This is a genomic window from Variovorax brevis, assembly GCF_030317105.1.
Taxonomy (GTDB): Bacteria; Pseudomonadota; Gammaproteobacteria; order Burkholderiales; family Burkholderiaceae_C; genus Variovorax; species Variovorax brevis.
Genome location: NZ_JASZYG010000004.1, coordinates 111,600 through 129,251 on the forward strand (window position 1 = coordinate 111,600; position 17,652 = coordinate 129,251).

Here is a 17,652-nt window from a genome sequence, read left to right on the forward strand (position 1 = left end):
GCCGTCCTACACCCGCACCCATCGCATTCATGCAGTGTCTCCACTTGGACTTCCTGTGCGCCTCTCACGTAGGCAGATAGCAGCTTTTCCTGAAAAGCAGATGCAGCACCGAAAGGAAGTCCGGGGCCCAGCGATTCAAACCCGCTGGGCCTTCTTGTTTGTGCCGCGGCAAGCGCGTGCCGCTTGACTTTTGGAGCCAGACCGTCGAACGTCGCCGCACCTGTTGAACAAGGAGACACGACATGGCTGACCTCAATCCCCTCGGCGACATCACCAAATTCATCCAGGGATTCAAGATTCCCGGCATCGACATGAGCGCGATTGCCGAAGCGCGCCGCAAGGACATTCAGGCCGTGGTCGACGCCAACAAGGCAGCCTACGAGGCCATGCAGGCGCTCGCCAAGAAGCAGTCCGACATGCTGACGCAAACCATGCAGGGCATCCAGGACGCGGCCAAGGGCGCGGCGGGCGGCAAGGGGCTGGGCGATCAGACCGAAGTGGTGCGCAAGGCCTGCGAAAAGGCATTGGCCGACATGAAGGAACTGGCGGAACTGGCCCGCAGTTCGCAGGCGGAGATGATGTCCCACATCACCAAGCGCGCCGGCGAGCACATGGAAGAACTCAAGACGCTGATGCAGCCGAAGAAGTAGTTGCGGCGCGGGCCCGGCCCTGGCCCGGCCCCGGGGCGGCTCAGGCGAAGGCCGAGGACGACGAAAGCCGTCGCAGCATGTCCAGTTGTCGTGCTTCCTCTGCGTCACGCAGGCTCTTGGCCGCGCGCGCAGCGGCGTAGGTGACGTACAGGTTTTCCACCGTCGTGGCCCATTCCTTCGCCGCCTTGTGAAGCTCGGCGGCAGGGTTGGATGCGTCCTCCGAAACGCTGGTCGGTGCGGCCGGCACCTGGACGCCGGCTTTTCTCAGAATGTTGGCTTTTTGTAAAGTGGTGAGCATGACGGCTCCGTAGCAATCTGTATCCAGATTAGCGCCGAAAACCAGCCCCGCGTATTAGCCGCAAGTCGTATGCACATGTCAGCGGGCGCCCATTTTTCCCGCTTTTTCCCGATTACATGCGCAGGCTCAAGCCGTCACGAAAGCTTCCACCACAGCCCTGCGGCCACGGCGGCGGGCAAGGCAAAAATCGCAAGGAAGATGGGAAATTCTTCAGCCCATGAATAGCCCGCGCTGCTCACGCCAATCCACATGTTGACGAAGGCGCCGACGAGCCACAGCGGGATGAAAAACTGCGCTCCCATCAGCAGACCGCGCATCTGGCCCCAAGCGTAGCCAAGCAACAGGCAAGCCGCCATCAGCGCCAAGCCGCCGGCCATCACGATGACGGTGTGCATGCGGTTCCTTTCTGTCAATCGACGAGCCGAGGGCGCCGTTCACACTGGATTCACCCATTCGCGCCAAGAATTTGCCCAGCCCCATGCTGCGCACGAACAGCGACCCGCGTCCGCAGTGCGGCCCTTTCAGCAGTCATGCAGGAGGTTCAGTCCGTGAGTCGCACTTTCGCTCATCCATCAGAACTTGTTGCTCTCCGGGTAGTTCCCGGAACATTCGTGGCCTCTTCTGCGCGCCTGGCCGCCCGGATGGCCATCGCCGCAGCCATGGGAAGCGGCTGCGCTGCATTCGCGCAATGCGCGCCTGCAGGCTGCACTCCATTCAACCCATTCACCCGACCCGAGACCGGCGCCTTGCTGGGCAACCAGCGGCTGTCGGGCGTCCTGTTTGTGCATGGCCTGGACGACCGTTCCGGCGAGCCGCAGTGGCCGGCACCGCAAGGCCCCGACGGGGCGCGGAGCCGGGGCCAGGCATGGCTGCGCGCATCGGGCGAAGGCGCCAGTTCCACGAGCGGAAGCGGCCACTTCGATGTGGACACCAAGGGATGGCTGCTGCAAGGCGGCGCCGACCTCGCGACCTGGTCGCTCTTTTCCACCGATCGGCTGCACCTGGGCGCGATTGCGTCCGTGGGTGGCGGGCGAACCGATGCAACGGCGCTGGGCAATCCGGTGCAAGCGCATGGAGACACCTCGGGCGTAGGCACCGGTTTTTATGGCACGTGGTTCCAGAACGAACGCACGCGCCTGGGCTGGTATACGGACCTGTGGTGGCAGTACGGATGGTTCGACAACAAGGTCGACTCGGCCGGCCTCGCGCGCATGGACTATCGCTCGCACGTGGCCATGGCCTCCGCCGAGGCGGGCTACGCACTGCCATTGATGCAAGGCAGCAGTTGGGTGATCTCGCCGCAGGCCCAGATCGTCTACGTCCACAACCACACGTACAACTTCATCGAGTCGGACGGCACCGAAATCGACAACGCGCATCGTGGCGGATGGATGTCCAGGCTCGGCGTGCGCGTCATGCAGACCGACTCGCAGCAGGCGGGCGTCGGACTGCGCATCCGGCCCTACGGTGCACTGAACTGGTGGTACGACGCCTACCTGGGCGACGAAGTCCTGCTCAACCAGAATTCGACGCGCGATCTTTGGCCGAGCAACCGCATCGAGCTGAAAGGCGGCGTAGCCGTGGACTTCGGGCGCAGATGGGCGGGTTGGGCCGACCTTGGATGGCAGCGCGGCAACCAGTCCTACCAGGCATGGGCCGGCCGCATCGGTGCGCGGTACAACTGGTAAGCCGCTTGACCTGCAAGCACCCGGATTTCAGGCCGGCGCCAACGCCGTGCGACGCACACGCCGCACATTGAACGCGCTAGCGATGAGCACGCCCTGCACCACCGCGAGTCCCAGGATGACGCTGCGATATTGCCCGTTGTCCATGAGCGGCCCGAAGACGAGCGGCGCGCACGCCTGCCCAATGTCCAGACCCGCGTAGACCACGCCATAAACCCGCCCCGTCGCATTGGGCGGCGTCGAGCGCTTGACCAGCAGGTCGCGCGAAGGCCCCGCCGTGCCGGTAGCAAAGCCCATCAGGCCGAACAGCACCGGCACCACGATGGGCGCAAAGTCGCCCAGCGCCAGCAGGACAGCCAGCAAGGCCGCCAGCCCGAAGCCGACAGCGACGATGCGCTCGCAACGCGTCGGGTCCGTCACCAGAAAGCCGCCGACCGCCATGCCGCCCGCGCTGGCCACCATGTAGACCGTGAGGCACATCGCCACCATGCCGACCGGCACCGCGTGCAGATGGCCGGCCGCCGTCGGCGCAAAGGTTTGCACGACGCTGATGACCACGGCGTAGAAAAAGAAGAAGCCGAAGCACATCCACACCGCCGGAATTCGCAGGAACCCGAATTCGCCGCCACCCGAAGCATGGGCGTGCCCGGTGGCCTTGTGGATGTCCTTCACGTCCAGGTCCAGCACGCGGCGATACGCCCACAGGACGATGAGCACCAGCAGCGCCACACCGCCCGCCGCCGCCAGCGCCACGCGCCAGGAGAAGGCCATGGCCAGCGGCACCACGAAAGCCGGCGCCAGCGCCCAGCCCAGGCTGCCGGTGATGCCGTGCACGCTGTAGGCGTGGCCCAGCCGGGTGGGCGTGACCTTGCGGTTGAAGAGCGTGTAGTCGACCGGGTGGAACACGCCGTTGCCGATGCCCGCGACCACCGCGCATGCGACAAGGACCCAATAGCTGTGCGCCAGCGAATAGCCCACGGCCGACAGGGCCAGGAGCCCCAGCCCCGTGAACAGCACCGGCCGCGGCCCCATCTTGTCGACGATGAAGCCCGAGGCCGCCTGCACGACGCACGACACCACGAAGAAGGCCGTCAGCACCACGCCCAGTTCGGTGTAGCTCACATTGAACGCGTCCTTGAGCCAGGGAAACAGCGGCGCGAGCACCAGTTGCATGAAGTGGCTGATGGCGTGCGCCAGACCGACAAGGCCAATCAGTTGCGCATCCGCGCCAAGGGAACGTGGAGGGGATGCGGTGGCGGAAGCGGTCATTTTTGGCTACAAAGCGGGAGGGATGCAGTGATCCTATCCGTGCGCGTCGCGGCAGAATGGCGATACATGGACAACATTTGTCGAAACGATGCCAAACGTTGAAACCCCTGTCCGGGCCCGGGCCACGCCGGCCAGTGCGTTGGGCACGGCACCGTCGCGCAGCGTTGGCCCGCTGACACCGCACCTGTACGCACCGGACGCCGTGCGGCCCTTGCGCGCCAAGGAGCACTTCCTGAGCGCCGACACCTTCGTGGAACTGCACACGCACCCGTGGCCGCAGCTCACCTTTTCGACGAAGGGCGTGATCCGCCTGAGCACCGAGGACGGCAGCTACATCGTGCCGCCCTCGCGCGCCCTGTGGGTGCCGGCGAACATGCCGCACAGCATCACGCTCATCGAAGACGCGGAACTGCGCACCGTCTACGTCCACACCTGGATGGCGCCGGCCTGGGAGAAGTGCGAGGTGCTGGAAATCAGCCCCCTGCTGCGCGCGCTGATGCTGGCGCTCGACACCACGCCCGACGGCCTGCCTCCCGCGGATGCGCATGCCGCGCAGCGCGAGCGCTGGATCGCTCCCTTGCTGGTGGACGAACTCGAACGCGCCACGCAGATCCGCATCGACGTGCCGCTGCCTGCCGACAAACGCCTGCGCCAGCTGTGCGAAAACCTCCTGCGCGCGCCCGCGGGCCGTGCGACGCTGGCCGAACGCGCCGAGGCCATCGGCGCCAGCGAGCGCACCGTGGCGCGCCTGTTTCGCGACCAGTTGGGCACCAGCTGGCAGCAATGGCGGCAGCAGGCGGTGCTGGCGCATGCGCTGCCGCTGCTCGCCCGCGGGATGCCGGTGAGCCAGGTGGCAGCAGCGAGCGGCTACGCGACCGACAGTGCCTTCTGCGCGATGTTCAAGGCGGCCACCGGGCAATCCCCGACGGCCTTCCAGCACAAGAAAAAGGAAAAGGCCTGACCTGGCTGCAGACCGACGCAACCGGGTGCGTCCCGGCGTGGCCTGACGTGGCCTTAAGCTCGCGGGAAACAATTCTTGCCCGTACGCGAAACCCAATGGCCATCTTTCCCCAAGGCATGACGCAGGTCGACCGGCGCTGCAACACCGGCGAACGCAAGCTTTTCCAGGCCCTCAAGCGCCACCTTGGAGACGATCACCTCGTGTGGCACGACCTGCCAGTCGGCGACGCCGGCCTGCAGCCTGACTTCGTGATCCTGAGCCCGCGCCAGGGCGTGCTGGTGCTGGAAGTCAAGGGCTGGAAGCGCGGCACCCTGACCGGCGCCACCAAGGACTCCGTGCAACTCAAGGTGGAGCGCGGCGAGATCGAGGAGGCCCACCCGCTGGTGCAGGCGCGAAAGCACGTGCTCGCGCTCGTGGAACGCATGCAGCGAGACGCCGCGCTCGTTCACGTCACCGGCAGCTTCAAGGGCAAGCTGCTGTTTCCCTGGGGCTGGGGCACTGCGCTGACGGGGCTCAAGCGTTCGGACCTGACCGACCCCGAGTTCGACGAGATGTTTCCCCCCAACCGCACGCTGCTGCGGGACGACCTGGAAGAGGAGGTCGACACGGCCACCTTCACCGAGCGCCTGTGGGGCATGTTCCAGATGACGTTTCCGCACACGCTGACCCTGCCGCAGCGCGACCGGATCCGCTGGCACCTGTTCCCGGAACTGCGCATGGATGCTTTCCAGGCTTCGCTCGATTTCGACGCGGCGCCGGACGGCGGTGCAGGCAGTGCGCCCTCGACGCTTCGCGTGCCCGACCTGCTGCAGGTCATGGACATGCAGCAGGAACGCGAAGCCCGCGGCATGGGCGCCGGCCACCGGGTGATCCACGGCGTGGCCGGCTCCGGCAAGACGATGATCCTGGTGTTCCGCGCCCAGCACCTGGCCGAAGCCGCTGTCGCCGTTGGCAAGCCGGTGCTCGTGCTTTGCTTCAACCGCGGGCTCGCCGGGCGCATCGAATCCCTGCTGGGCCAGCGCGGCATCGCGCCGCAGCGACACGGCGTGCGCGTGCGCACCTTCCACAGCTGGTGCGAGGACATGGTGCGAACCTACCAATTGCACGTCGATGCGCCGCGCGACTCGAATCAATACTTCGAAGCGCTGGCGGACACGGTGAGCCGCGCGCTCGCCACAGGCTTCGTGCCCAAGGGCCAGTACACGGCCGTCCTGATCGACGAGGCGCATGACTTCGAGGACGCGTGGCTGCGCATGGCCACCGAACTGGTCAACCCCGCCACGCAGGCGCTGCTGGTGCTGTACGACGACGCGCAATCGATCTATCGCAAACGGGGCCGCAAGGTCAGCCTGGCGTCGCTCGGCATCCAGGCCGTCGGCCGCAGCACGGTGCTGAAGCTGAACTACCGCAACACGGTGGAAATTCTGGGCCTGGCGCTGCGCTGCGCGCACGGCTTGCTGGAAGAAAGCGCCGCCCTGCAGGCCAGCGAGGAGTTGCCGGTCGTCCATCCCGACAGTGCCGGGCGTCGCGGGCCGCTGCCCGTGCTGCACCGGGCGCCGTCGGCGCGCGCCGAAGCGCAATGGCAGGCCAGCCGGATTGCGCAATTGCGCGCTGAAGGCGTGTCGCTCGGGCAGATCGGCGTGCTGTCTCGCTACAGGGCCTCGATGGCCGAACTGGAGCGCGCGCTGCATCAAGCAGGCATTGCATTCGAATCCATGCGGCAAATACCCATCAGCCAGTTCCGCTGGAACCAGGAGGCCGTGCGCCTGCTGACGCTGCACAGTTCCAAGGGCCTGGAGTTCCCGCATGTGCTGCTGGGATGCCTGCACGACCTGTCGCACCGCGAAGATGAAACGCAGGAAGAAACGCGTCTGCTCTACGTCGGCATGACGCGCGCCACGCTGAGCCTTGCCTTGTCCGCCCACCGGCCCACGCCCGTGGTGGAGCGCGTCGAATTGCAATTGGCGCAATTGCAGGCTGAACTGGCCGCGCTGGGGTGAGGACGTGAACGACATGCAACACACCCCCGACCGATCGACGCGCCAACGCCTGTCGCGCTGGCTTCCTTTCCTCTCCTGGCCCCGTCCCGACCGCGCATTGCTCCTCAACGAGGCGTCCGCCGGCGTCACGGTGGCGCTGATGGTCATTCCGCAGGGCGTCGCCTATGCGGCGCTCGCGGGCATGCCGCTCATCACGGGCATCTATGCGGCGCTCTTTCCGGCACTCATCGCGGTCTTGTTCAGTTCGTCGGCCCGGCTGTCGGTCGGGCCGACGGCCCTCACCAGCGTGCTCGTGGGCGCGTCGCTGGCGCCGCTGGCGGTGCCGGGCAGCGCCGAGTGGGTGTCCCTGGCCGTTTGGCTGACGCTGTTGTCGGGACTGATGCAGGTTGCCTTGGGCGCCGGGCGCCTCGGGTGGCTGCTGCGACTGGTGAATTCGCCAGTGCTGATGGGCTTCACGCAGGGCGCTGCCGTGCTGATCACTCTGTCGCAATTGCCTGCCCTGCTGGGGTTTACCGGGCGGTCTTATCTGCAGGTGTTGCATGGACCGCCACCGGACTTCTTTGCCATCGCCTTTGGCCTCGGCGGCATGGCCATGTTGTGGCTGGGCAAGCGGCTGGCGCCGAAGTTTCCGACGACGATGGCACTGGTGGCCGTCAGTGCGGCGCTCAGCTTTGCGCTGGGCTACGCGCTGCGCGGCGGTGCGGTGATCGGCGCCCTGCCTTCGGGGCTGCCATCGTTGTACCTGCCGCACTTCGTGTCTGGGGCCGACGTGGGCACGCTGCTGCTTCCGGCCTTCCTCATCACGCTGGTGAGCTTTCTGGAAACCGCGTCGAGTGCCAAGGTCGACAACGCGCGTTCGGGCACGCTGTGGAACGAAAACCAGGATCTCATCGGACAAGGGCTGGGCAAGATCGCCTCGGGCCTGACCGGCTCCTTCCCGACCAGTTCGTCCTTCTCGCGCTCGGCCATCACGCTGTACGCGGGCGCCAAGACGCAGTGGTCCACGCTGTTCAGCGTGGCCGTGGTGGCGGGCGCGCTTCTGTGGGCGATGCCGTTGCTCTATCACGTGCCGCAGGCCGTGCTGGCCTCGGTCGTGGTGACGGCGACGCTGGGGCTGTTGAAGCCGTCGGCCTTCGTCGCGCTGTGGAAGATCTCGCGCATCGAGGCGGCCATCTCGCTCGCCACCTTTGCGCTGACCATTGCGACCGCGCCGTCCATTTACTGGGGGGTGCTCGGCGGATTGCTGGCAGCGCTGGCGCATTACATGTTCCGGCACCTGCACCCGCGCATCATCGAAGTGGGCCTGCACCCCGACGGCAGCCTTCGCGACCGGCACCTGTGGCAATTGCCGCTGCTGGCGCCCAGGCTCTATGCGCTGCGCATGGACGCCGAACTCGACTTCGCATCGGCGAGCACGCTGGAGCGGGCGATCTCCGTCGCCCTGGCCGAGCGGCCGGATCTGCAGGATGTGTGCATCTTTGCGCAGCCGATCAACCGTGTGGATCTCACCGGCGCCGAGGTGTTCGGCAGTATCCGCCGCCTGCTGGAGTCCAAGGGCGTGCGGCTGCACATCTCGGGCCTCAAGCTGCCGGCGCAGCAGGTGCTGGAGCGCGCCGGCTTGCTGGCGCCGGGGCCGATGCTGTTCAACTACCGCACGGATGCGGACGCGCTGGCTGCGTTGTCTCGCACGCCCTGACGGGCTGCTGAAACACGCTTCAGGGTCGCCGCGCCGTCATGTCAATAAGCTGCTAAATCAGTCCCAAGCCGGCGCAAGGCCGTCGGAGCTGACAAGGCGCTCGTTGCGGTCCAGCGCCGCCATCCGGGCCATGTCGCCTTCGCTCAAGCACAACTGCCGCGCCTTGAGGTTGGACTGCAGGTTCTCGCGCTTCGTGGACGACGGAATCACCGCGAAGCCGCGTTGCATCGCCCACGCAAGCACGACTTGCGCAGGCGTGGCGTCGTGCGCGGCGGCAATCGCCTGGACGACCGGATCATTCAGCACCTTGCCGTAGCCCAGCGTCATGTAGGAGGAAATGCGGATCCCCTGCGTTTGTGCGAATTCAACGACCTTGCCGTTTTGCAGATACGGGTGCAGTTCAATCTGGTTCGTTGCGATCTCGCCAGCGCCCACGGCCGCGATGGCCTGCTTCATCAGTTCGATGTTGAAGTTCGACACGCCGATCTGCCTGGCAAGGCCCTGCGACTTCGCCTCCGCCAAAGCGCCCATGAACTCGGCCACGGGCACCGCACCACCGGGCGAAGGCCAGTGGATGAGGGCAAGGTCGACATGGTCGGTGCGCAGCTTGAGCAGGCTGTCCTTCAGGCTGGCCGCGAGTTTGTCGCCGGCGAGGTTTTCAATCCAGACCTTGGTGGTGAGGAAGAGGTCCTCACGCGACACGCCGCTTTGCGCAATCGCCTGGCCGATCTCGGCTTCGTTGCCGTAGATCTGCGCGGTGTCGATCAGTCGATAGCCGAGTTCGAGGGCGTTCGTCACCGAATCGGTCACGACTTGACCGGTCAGGCGAAAGGTGCCGAGACCGAGCGCGGGGATGGTGTTCTGGGTGATGGATGTGTTGTGCATGGGGCGAAGTTTGCGGTGTTTACCTTTGCAGAAAAAGACGGTTCACCTCAGAATTCATTTGCCCGACAGTCAACAATGAAAACCACTCTTGAAGAACTCTCCGCGTTTCGCACCGTCGTGGAAACGGGCTCAATCTCGCGCGCGGCCGAGCAGCTCGAGCAGACCGTCTCGGGCATCAGCCGCGCACTGAGCCGGCTGGAGCGCAAGCTGGACACGACGCTGCTTCGCCGCACGACGCGGCGCCTGGAACTCACCGAAGAGGGCGAAGCCTTTCTCGCACGCACCCGCGCCATTCTCGATGCGGTGGAAGACGCGGAAGAGAGCATGGCAGTGCGCCGCCACCAGCCTGCCGGCCGGCTGCGCGTGAACGCTGCATCGCCCTTCATGCTGCACGTCATCGTGCCGCTGGTGCCGCAGTTCCAGCAGCGCTATCCGCAGATCAGGCTCGAACTGGACACCGACGAAATGAACATCGACCTGCTGGAACGGCGCACCGACATCGCCATCCGCATCGGTACCTTGCGCGATTCGACGTTGCATGCGCGTCCGCTGGGAAGCCATCGGCTGCGGGTACTGGCGAGCCCGGCATACCTCGCCGCCCATGGCCGGCCGCGCCGCGTGGCCGATCTCGCGCAGCACGCCCTGCTGGGCTTCAACCAGCCGGAGTCGCTCAACCGATGGCCCTTGCGCGGCACGCATGGCGAGGAGTGGCCCATCGAGCCGGCGCTCACCGCGTCGAGCGGTGAAACGCTGCGCCAGCTGGCGCTGCAAGGCGCCGGCATTGCCTGCCTGTCGGATTTCATGACGACCGCCGATCGCGCGAATGGCGAGCTGGTGCAACTGCTGGCGCGCGACACGGTGGACGTGCGGCAACCGGTCAACGCCGTGTATTACCGCAACACGCAGTTGTCGGCGCGCATTACGTCGTTCCTGGACTTCGTGTCCGAGCGCCTGCGCTGAGCGGCGTGCACTGGATCACTCCTGCACGCGGGCGCGCTGGCTCTTGATTTCGGAACGCTGGCTCTTGCCTTCAAGGCGACGACGCCTGGAGGCTTTCGTCGGCTTGGTGGCGCGTCGCACACGCGGCGCCACGGCCACGCTGTCGACAACGGCCTGAAGCCGTGCCAGCGCATCGGCGCGGTTCATCTCTTGGGTGCGAAATTGCTGCGCCTTGAGCACCAGCACGCCTTCCTGCGTGATGCGGCTGTCGCGCAGCGCAAGAAGGCGTTCCTTCACGGGTTCGGGCAGCGATGAAGCGCGGATGTCGTAGCGCAGATGCACCGCGCTCGACACCTTGTTGACGTTCTGCCCACCCGCGCCCTGCGCCCGGATCGCGCTGATCTCGACCTCGTCGGGGTCGACCTCGATCCGCGGCGCGTGGCCTTCCATCAAACGCGTTCGAAGATGGCCGCGATGCCCTGGCCACCGCCAATGCACATCGTGACCAGCGCATAGCGGCCCTGCACGCGATGCAGTTCCGCAATCGCCTTCACGGTGATGATCGCGCCGGTTGCGCCCACCGGGTGGCCCAGCGAGATGCCCGAACCGTTCGGGTTGACCTTGGCCGGGTCGAAGCCCAGTTCCTTGATGACCGCGCAGGCTTGCGCCGCGAAGGCTTCGTTGGATTCGATCACGTCGAGGTCGCTCACCTTCAGGCCCGTGCGCTCCAGCACCTTGCGCGTGGCCGGCACCGGGCCGATGCCCATGTACGCCGGTTCGACGCCGGCGTGCGCGTAGCCGACCAGGCGCGCCAGCGGCTTGAGGCCGAGCGCCTTGGCGCGCTCGCCTTCGGCCAGCACGACCGCGGCGGCGCCGTCGTTGATGCCCGATGCATTGCCGGCCGTGACGAGGCCGTCCTTCTTGAAGGCCGGCTTCATCTTGGCCAGCGTCTCGACCGTGGTATCGGCGCGCACGTGCTCGTCAGTGTCGAACAGCACGATGCCCTTGCGCGTCTTGACCTCGACCGGAACGATCTGCTCCTTGAAGCGGCCCGCCGCAATGGCCGCCGCGGCGCGCTGCTGGCTCAGGACCGCCAGTTCGTCCTGCTGCTCGCGCGTGATGCCATAGCGCGCGGCCACGTTCTCGGCCGTGATGCCCATGTGCATCTTTTCCCACGGGTCGTGCAGGATGCCGAGCATGTAATCGACCAGCACGGTGTCGCCCATGCGCGCGCCGTAGCGGGCCGAAGTGTCGAAGTACGGGCCGCGGCTCATCGATTCCGAGCCGGCGCCAATCGCCACGTCGCAATCGCCCAGCGCAATGGCCTGCGCCGCCGACACGATGGCCTGCAGGCCCGAGCCGCACAGGCGGTTGACGTTGAAAGCGGGCGTCTCGATCGGGCAGCCGGCGTCGACGGCGGCGACGCGGCTCAGGTATGCGTCCTTCACGTCGGTGGGAATGACGTTGCCCATCACGAGGTGGCCGACCGCTTCCGGCGCCACGCCACTGCGCTGGATGGCGGCCTTGACAGCCGTGGTCGCCAGTTGGGTGTTGGGGACGTCCTTCAGCGATCCGCCAAAGGTGCCGATGGCGGTGCGGGCGGTGCCGACCACGAAGATTTCGCGTTGGGTCATGGTTTTCTCCACGTGTTGAATGCAGGGAATCAAGGCAGCCGCGCAAAGTGCCGCGGCCGAATGAACTAAAGTTTTAATGTTGCGCAAGAGGCAACGGGCCGTGGCTGTCACCCGGTCGGCATAGATTTTTCCACATTCAGGGAGTCAGAAGAATGAGCGAACCCCAAGTTCGAGGGCGCGCCTTGGCGTGCACCCTTGTCGGGCTGCTGCTGGGCGCCGGAATCGGGGCGGCGCAAGCCCACGAAGCCCTTGCCAATCTCCAGCCAGGACACCCCACCGGACACCTTCAGCGCGCGCCCGGAATGACCTGGCCCCCGCAGCCCACCGGCGCGCAAAACATCATCGACCGGTCGGACTACAGCGGCACGTCCCGCCGCTCCATGGCGCGCGATCTCGTCTTCCGCGCGATGCAGCAGCGCATCGACAGGGAGCCCGCGCTGAGCCGCCTGCGCGGGCGCACGCTCACGCCACTGGCCGTGATCGACGTCGACGACCGCGCGCGCGGCCTCGTGGTCGAACGGCGTTTCCAGTACTTCGACAGGCGCACCAATGAAACGGTGACCGTCGCCGCGCCCACCTCGGGGGCGCCGGTGGTGAGCACCACGCCGGCCACGGTCTACCAGCCGGAAATCACGCAAGAGGAAGCCCAGGAAGCGATCGACCTGGCGAAAGCCTATTTCGTGCGCCAGGGCAACGGACGGGCACAGCAACTCGCGGGCTTCGGCATCCAGGCCTACCAACCCACCGGGAGCGGCTTCTACAACGGCCGCGTGGTGTACGTCACGCTGCACGTCAACAACGATTCGAATCCCGAATTCATGGCCTGGGTCGACCTGAGCGCACAACGGATTCTCAAGGCGCGTCAGGAGACCCGGCAATGAAGGCCGCGAAATTCACCCGCCTCCGGCTTCGCGCCGTGATGCTCGGCGTGCTGGTCACCATGGGCGTTGGCAGCGCCAATGCGCAGCAAGGCAGCGTCAACTGGGGTTCCTGGAGCTTCAGCTACAACGTCAGCGGCCTGTATGACGGCCTGTCATTGAGCAACGTGCGCTTCAGCAATCGGCAACTGATCAAGAAGATCAGCCTGCCCGTGATGCGCGTGTTCTACACCGGCGACGTGTGTGGGCCTTACGCCGATCGACTGGGCGGAACGCTGGCGCCCGTTCCCTGGGCCAACAACGCCACGGTGGTGCAACGCGAGTTCACGCTCAACGGCCGCCAGTGGTACGAGATCGGCATCCGCGACCAGATCGGCAGCTACGACATCTACCAGGCCTACTACATCAGCAGCGACGGCACCATCGACGCGCACATGTACAGCAAGGGCCTGCAGTGCGGGGTCAACCATGCGCACTACCCGAACTGGCGCATCGACTTCAGCCTGGACGGTGACGCCAACAACGTGATCGAACGCAAGGTCGCTGGCAGCTACCAGCGGCTCGACAGCGAGTTCAATGCGCCCGCGGATTCAGCGACCAACCACGAATGGCGGGTGCGCAACGCCACGACCGGGTTGACGATGGCCCTGCTGCCGGGCTTTGTCGATTTCGCGATCACGGATGGTGTCAGCACCTTTCCCGTCAGCGCCTACAACCAGAACACGGTCTTTGGCCGTCGCTACAACAGTGTGGAGGATGCCGGCTGGACCCAGGGGCCGAACGTGCAGGTGCCCTACGGCAACGGCGAATCGCTGGTGGGGAACGATGTGGTCTTCTGGTATGAGGCGTACATGCCGCACACGGCTGCCGAAGGGTCGTTGCTGTGGCATTCGACGGGGTTGAAGATGGTGGCGGATCTGGCGGGGACGGTGACGCCACCGCCGCCTCCGCCTCCACCTCCGCCTCCACCTCCGCCACCTCCTCCCCCACCACCACCACCACCCCCGGCGCCAACGACGACAGAAGTGGAGCCGAACAACACGCGGGCCACGGCGCAGTCCTTGCCCGTTGGCGGATCGCTCGGTGCCAACATCTTTGCAGTGTCCGACAACGACTACTACAAGCTGAACGTGCCTCCTGGGGCAACCGCCACGGTCACGCTCACGCCCGCGGCCACCGCGGACTACGACTTGCAGTTTTTCAACAGCACGGGGCAGATGCTGGGCAGCAGCACGCTCGGCGCGGGACGCGTCGAGACCCTGAGCTGGACCAACACATCGGCCGCGACCGTCGTCCTCCATGCCAATGTGTACTACTTCGGGGGAACGCTCGGCGGCTATCGCCTGGCGGCGAACGTCTCGCCCGGCATCCAGCGCGTGACGGAAATCGAACCGAATGATTCGATGGCCACGGCCCAGGCCGTCGCGGTCAATTCAACGGTCACCGGCTCGATGGCGCGGACCAGCGACCATGACCGCTACAAGGTGACGATTCCCGCAGGCACCACAGCGCGTTTCGCGATGACGCCGCCCTCGGGCAGCGACTACGACTTGTACGTCTACAACGCCAACGGCGGCTTGATCGGCTCCAGTTCAGCGGGAGCATCTGCAACCGACACCGTGCAGGTGACCAACACGTCGGGCGCGCCGATGGTGATGTACGCCGACGTGAGTTACTACAGCGGGCCGCTGGGCAGCTACCAGCTGACGATCAACTGAGGGGCTACTTCGAGCCGGACACCGGCTTGGCGCGAACGTCCGTCACGTCATCGACGACCTCAGCGGCCACGGGGCTGCTGACGGATTGGCCGCGCGCCCGCGCATTGGCGACGTCCGCTGCGCTGGGCGCCGCCGGCCGGGCAGCCGCCCGGAAGCGGTCGAATCCGCTGGCCGGATTGAAGCGCGCCGCCCAGGGCCGCACCGGTCGTCCCGTGAGGCGCGCCCATGCCGCGCCCATCATCCACAACGCTGCCAGCACGAGCACGGCAAAAGCCAGGCTGGCGGCGAACACCAGCCCCATGACGAACAGGATGACGCGCAGGACGAAATTGAGCATAGGCATTTAGGCTATCACCTCGGCGCTTTGTTCCCCAGCCTTGGTGAAAGTGAACTGACCCGGCGAGTGGATCGTGTCGGTCGCCACGTGAATCGTGTCCTTGGGGCCGAAGGTGCCATCGAGCAGCAACTTCGACAGCGGATTCTCGATGCGCTGCTGGATCGCCCGCTTGAGCGGCCGCGCACCGAACACCGGATCGAAGCCGACCTTGGCAATCTCCGCCAGCGCCGCTGGCGATACGTCCAGCGACAAATCCATCTTCACCAGGCGGGCTTGCAACACCTTGAGCTGGATGGCCGCAATGGCTTCGATGTTCTTTGCGTCGAGTGCATGGAACACGACCGTCTCGTCGATGCGGTTCAGGAATTCGGGGCGGAAGTAGTTCTTCAACTCGTCCCACACCGCGTCCTTGATGTCTTCCGACGGCTGGCCGACCATCGCCTGGATGATGGGCGAGCCGATGTTGCTGGTCATCACGATGACGGTGTTCTTGAAGTCGACGGTGCGACCCTGGCCGTCCGTGAGGCGGCCATCATCGAGCACTTGCAGCAGCACGTTGAACACGTCCGGATGCGCCTTCTCGACTTCGTCGAGCAGCACCACGCTGTAGGGCTTGCGGCGCACGGCTTCGGTCAGGTAGCCGCCCTCCTCGTAGCCCACGTAGCCGGGCGGCGCGCCGATCAAACGCGCGACCGAATGCTTCTCCATGAACTCGCTCATGTCGATGCGGATGAGGTGGTCTTCAGCGTCGAACAGGAAGCCTGCCAGCGCCTTGCACAACTCGGTCTTGCCCACGCCCGTCGGACCGAGGAACAGGAAGGAGCCGGTCGGCCGGTTCGGATCGGACAGGCCCGAGCGCGAACGGCGGATGGCGTTGGACACGGCGGCAATCGCCTCGTCCTGCCCCACGACGCGCTCGTGCAGCTTGTCTTCCATGATGAGCAGCTTGTCGCGCTCGCCTTGCATCAGCTTGGCGACCGGGATGCCGGTGGCGCGTGCGACGACTTCGGCGATTTCCTCGGCGCCGACTTGCGTGCGCAGCAACTTGGGCCCCGCGGAGGTGCCCTTCTTCGACTCGGTATCGATGGCTTCCTTCAGGCGCTTTTCCAGGCTTGGCAGTTGGCCGTACTGAAGCTCCGCGACCTTGTTGAAGTCACCCTTGTTCGTGAACTCGGCGATCTGGAACTTGATCTTGTCGATGTCTTCGCGAATGTGCGCGCTGCCTTGGGCCTGCGCCTTTTCGGCTTGCCAGATCTCGTCGTAGTCCGCGATTTCCTTTTGCAGGCGTTTGATCTCTTCTTCGATCAGGCCGAGGCGCTTTTGCGAAGCTTCGTCCTTCTCCCGGCGCACGGCTTCGCGTTCGATCTGCAACTGGATCAAACGGCGGTCGAGGCGGTCCATCACCTCGGGCTTGGAGTCCATTTCGATCTTGATCTTGGCCGCGGCCTCGTCGATGAGGTCGATGGCCTTGTCGGGCAGGAAGCGGTCCGTCACATAGCGGTCTGACAACTCCGCCGCCGCCACGATGGCCGGGTCGGTGATCTCGACGCCGTGATGCAGTTCGTACTTTTCCTGCAAGCCGCGAAGGATGGCGATGGTCGCCTCCACGCTCGGCTCGCCGACGATGATCTTCTGGAAGCGGCGCTCCAGCGCGGCATCCTTCTCGATGTACTTGCGGTATTCGTCGAGCGTGGTCGCGCCGACGCAATGGAGTTCGCCGCGTGCGAGCGCAGGCTTCAGCATGTTGCCCGCGTCCATCGCGCCTTCGGCCTTGCCGGCGCCAACCATCGTGTGTAGTTCGTCGATGAAGACGATGGTCTGGCCTTCGTCCTTCGCCAGTTCATTGAGCACCGTCTTCAGGCGCTCTTCGAATTCGCCGCGGTATTTGGCGCCTGCGAGCAATGCCGCCATGTCGAGCGACAGAACGCGCTTGCCCTTCAGCGATTCCGGTACTTCGCCCGCAACGATGCGTTGCGCCAGCCCTTCAACGATGGCGGTCTTGCCCACGCCGGGTTCACCGATGAGCACGGGGTTGTTCTTGGTGCGGCGTTGCAGCACCTGGATGGCGCGGCGGATTTCCTCGTCGCGGCCAATGACGGGGTCGAGCTTGCCCAGGCGGGCACGCTCCGTCAGGTCGAGGCAGTATTTCTTGAGGGCTTCGCGCTGGCCTTCGGCGTCGGCGCTGTTCACGCCTTGGCCGCCGCGCACGGCATCGATGGCCGCTTCGAGCGACTTGCGCGTGAGGCCGTTTTCCTTCGCCAGCTTGCCGATGTCGGCCTTGCTGTCCGCCACGGCGAGCAGGTACAACTCGCCGGCGATGAACTGGTCATCGCGCTTGATGGCTTCCTTCTCCGTGGCTTGCAGGAGCTTGGCCAGATCGGGACCCACCTGCACGACGTCGTGGCCCTGCACCTGCGGCAACTTCTTGATCGCCGCCTCGCTGGCCTTGATGAGCCCCGGCACATTGGCGCCGGCTCGCTCGAGCAGCGCACGCGGACCGTCGTCCTGACGCAGCATGGCGAGCAGCAGGTGTACAGGGTCGATGTAGGCGTTGTCGTTGCCCAGGGCAAGCGACTGGGCGTCGCCGAGGGCTTCCTGGAATTTGGTGGTGAGTTTGTCTTGGCGCATTGGCTTGTTTCCTGCATTCAAAATAGGACCGTGGCGCGGCGATTCAAGGGGCATGATGCCCCGGCCCGCCAATT

At 65.6% G+C, this 17,652-nt stretch carries 16 protein-coding genes; 8 read left to right on the top strand and 8 right to left on the bottom strand.

Features of this window, described 5'->3' with window-relative positions; all coding sequences use genetic code 11:
* Nucleotides 1–242 precede the first annotated feature (242 nt).
* Complete coding sequence (gene phaP / locus QTI66_RS13300; RefSeq protein ID WP_286560143.1) at nt 243–650, top strand: TIGR01841 family phasin; 408 nt, start codon at nt 243–245, stop codon at nt 648–650.
* Nucleotides 651–690: 40 nt separating this feature from the next.
* On the opposite strand, the gene QTI66_RS13305 is transcribed toward phaP, so the two are convergent.
* Both QTI66_RS13305 and QTI66_RS13310 read right to left on the bottom strand, forming a co-directional pair.
* Entirely contained in the window at nt 691–948 is a 258-nt protein-coding gene (locus QTI66_RS13305) for a hypothetical protein (RefSeq protein WP_286560145.1), read from the bottom strand.
* Between the two features lie 134 nt (nt 949–1,082).
* A complete protein-coding gene (locus QTI66_RS13310; protein ID WP_286560149.1) occupies nt 1,083–1,343 on the bottom strand; it encodes a hypothetical protein in 261 nt (86 codons plus the stop codon).
* A gap of 216 nt (nt 1,344–1,559) precedes the next feature.
* Between QTI66_RS13310 and QTI66_RS13315 the strand changes: the two genes are divergently transcribed.
* Entirely contained in the window at nt 1,560–2,636 is a 1,077-nt protein-coding gene (locus QTI66_RS13315; protein WP_286560150.1) for an autotransporter family protein, read from the top strand.
* Nucleotides 2,637–2,663: 27 nt separating this feature from the next.
* On the opposite strand, the gene QTI66_RS13320 is transcribed toward QTI66_RS13315, so the two are convergent.
* Nucleotides 2,664–3,902 carry an MFS transporter gene (locus QTI66_RS13320; protein ID WP_286560152.1) on the bottom strand — a complete coding sequence of 413 codons (1,239 nt, stop codon included), beginning with the start codon at nt 3,900–3,902 and terminating at the stop codon, nt 2,664–2,666.
* 88 nt (nt 3,903–3,990) lie between these two features.
* Here QTI66_RS13320 and QTI66_RS13325 point away from each other — a divergent pair, with 88 nt between their 5' ends.
* The 3 genes from QTI66_RS13325 (at nt 3,991) to QTI66_RS13335 (ending at nt 8,559) form a co-directional block, all read left to right on the top strand.
* The gene (locus tag QTI66_RS13325) at nt 3,991–4,863 is read left to right on the top strand and encodes an AraC family transcriptional regulator (protein ID WP_286560154.1); all 873 of its coding nucleotides are present in this window, start codon (nt 3,991–3,993) and stop codon (nt 4,861–4,863) included.
* Nucleotides 4,864–4,958: 95 nt separating this feature from the next.
* Entirely contained in the window at nt 4,959–6,863 is a 1,905-nt protein-coding gene (locus QTI66_RS13330) for a DEAD/DEAH box helicase (protein WP_286560155.1), read from the top strand.
* A gap of 13 nt (nt 6,864–6,876) precedes the next feature.
* Entirely contained in the window at nt 6,877–8,559 is a 1,683-nt protein-coding gene (locus QTI66_RS13335) for a SulP family inorganic anion transporter (protein WP_286560156.1), read from the top strand.
* Between the two features lie 57 nt (nt 8,560–8,616).
* Here QTI66_RS13335 and dkgB read toward each other — a convergent pair whose 3' ends face one another.
* Nucleotides 8,617–9,444 (bottom strand): 2,5-didehydrogluconate reductase DkgB, encoded by an 828-nt coding sequence (gene dkgB / locus QTI66_RS13340; protein WP_286560157.1) that lies wholly within the window; start codon nt 9,442–9,444, stop codon nt 8,617–8,619.
* A gap of 75 nt (nt 9,445–9,519) precedes the next feature.
* Between dkgB and QTI66_RS13345 the strand changes: the two genes are divergently transcribed.
* Nucleotides 9,520–10,404, top strand: coding sequence for a LysR family transcriptional regulator (locus QTI66_RS13345; protein WP_286560159.1), 885 nt, complete (start codon nt 9,520–9,522; stop codon nt 10,402–10,404).
* A gap of 15 nt (nt 10,405–10,419) precedes the next feature.
* On the opposite strand, the gene arfB is transcribed toward QTI66_RS13345, so the two are convergent.
* Nucleotides 10,420–10,833: an alternative ribosome rescue aminoacyl-tRNA hydrolase ArfB gene (gene arfB, locus QTI66_RS13350; RefSeq protein WP_286560161.1), complete on the bottom strand. Its 414-nt coding sequence runs from the start codon at nt 10,831–10,833 to the stop codon at nt 10,420–10,422.
* On the bottom strand, nt 10,833–12,017 hold the full coding sequence (locus QTI66_RS13355; protein ID WP_286560162.1) for an acetyl-CoA C-acyltransferase family protein: 1,185 nt from the start codon (nt 12,015–12,017) through the stop codon (nt 10,833–10,835). Before QTI66_RS13355 ends, arfB begins: the two co-directional genes overlap by 1 nt.
* A 152-nt stretch (nt 12,018–12,169) precedes the next feature.
* Between QTI66_RS13355 and QTI66_RS13360 the strand changes: the two genes are divergently transcribed.
* Both QTI66_RS13360 and QTI66_RS13365 read left to right on the top strand, forming a co-directional pair.
* Nucleotides 12,170–12,898: a hypothetical protein gene (locus QTI66_RS13360; RefSeq protein ID WP_286560164.1), complete on the top strand. Its 729-nt coding sequence runs from the start codon at nt 12,170–12,172 to the stop codon at nt 12,896–12,898.
* On the top strand, nt 12,895–14,613 hold the full coding sequence (locus QTI66_RS13365) for a hypothetical protein (protein WP_286560165.1): 1,719 nt from the start codon (nt 12,895–12,897) through the stop codon (nt 14,611–14,613). The genes QTI66_RS13360 and QTI66_RS13365 overlap by 4 nt, the downstream gene beginning before the upstream one ends.
* A gap of 4 nt (nt 14,614–14,617) precedes the next feature.
* On the opposite strand, the gene QTI66_RS13370 is transcribed toward QTI66_RS13365, so the two are convergent.
* Nucleotides 14,618–14,956, bottom strand: coding sequence for a hypothetical protein (locus tag QTI66_RS13370; protein WP_286560167.1), 339 nt, complete (start codon nt 14,954–14,956; stop codon nt 14,618–14,620).
* Nucleotides 14,957–17,578, bottom strand: a complete 2,622-nt coding sequence (gene clpB / locus QTI66_RS13375; RefSeq protein WP_286560168.1) for an ATP-dependent chaperone ClpB — start codon at nt 17,576–17,578, stop codon at nt 14,957–14,959. It lies immediately after the preceding gene.
* Nucleotides 17,579–17,652: the final 74 nt, after the last annotated feature.

Excerpts from the sequence above, each read along its gene's own strand:
- phaP (WP_286560143.1), top strand. The coding sequence starts at position 243 with ATGGCTGACCTCAATCCCCTCGGCGACATCACCAAATTCATCCAGGGA.
- QTI66_RS13305 (WP_286560145.1), bottom strand. The coding sequence starts at position 948 with ATGCTCACCACTTTACAAAAAGCCAACATTCTGAGAAAAGCCGGCGTC.
- QTI66_RS13310 (WP_286560149.1), bottom strand. The coding sequence starts at position 1,343 with ATGCACACCGTCATCGTGATGGCCGGCGGCTTGGCGCTGATGGCGGCT.
- QTI66_RS13320 (WP_286560152.1), bottom strand. The coding sequence starts at position 3,902 with ATGACCGCTTCCGCCACCGCATCCCCTCCACGTTCCCTTGGCGCGGAT.
- QTI66_RS13325 (WP_286560154.1), top strand. The coding sequence starts at position 3,991 with ATGCCAAACGTTGAAACCCCTGTCCGGGCCCGGGCCACGCCGGCCAGT.
- QTI66_RS13330 (WP_286560155.1), top strand. The coding sequence starts at position 4,959 with ATGGCCATCTTTCCCCAAGGCATGACGCAGGTCGACCGGCGCTGCAAC.
- QTI66_RS13335 (WP_286560156.1), top strand. The coding sequence starts at position 6,877 with ATGCAACACACCCCCGACCGATCGACGCGCCAACGCCTGTCGCGCTGG.
- dkgB (WP_286560157.1), bottom strand. The coding sequence starts at position 9,444 with ATGCACAACACATCCATCACCCAGAACACCATCCCCGCGCTCGGTCTC.
- QTI66_RS13345 (WP_286560159.1), top strand. The coding sequence starts at position 9,520 with ATGAAAACCACTCTTGAAGAACTCTCCGCGTTTCGCACCGTCGTGGAA.
- arfB (WP_286560161.1), bottom strand. The coding sequence starts at position 10,833 with ATGGAAGGCCACGCGCCGCGGATCGAGGTCGACCCCGACGAGGTCGAG.
- QTI66_RS13355 (WP_286560162.1), bottom strand. The coding sequence starts at position 12,017 with ATGACCCAACGCGAAATCTTCGTGGTCGGCACCGCCCGCACCGCCATC.
- QTI66_RS13360 (WP_286560164.1), top strand. The coding sequence starts at position 12,170 with ATGAGCGAACCCCAAGTTCGAGGGCGCGCCTTGGCGTGCACCCTTGTC.
- QTI66_RS13365 (WP_286560165.1), top strand. The coding sequence starts at position 12,895 with ATGAAGGCCGCGAAATTCACCCGCCTCCGGCTTCGCGCCGTGATGCTC.
- QTI66_RS13370 (WP_286560167.1), bottom strand. The coding sequence starts at position 14,956 with ATGCCTATGCTCAATTTCGTCCTGCGCGTCATCCTGTTCGTCATGGGG.
- clpB (WP_286560168.1), bottom strand. The coding sequence starts at position 17,578 with ATGCGCCAAGACAAACTCACCACCAAATTCCAGGAAGCCCTCGGCGAC.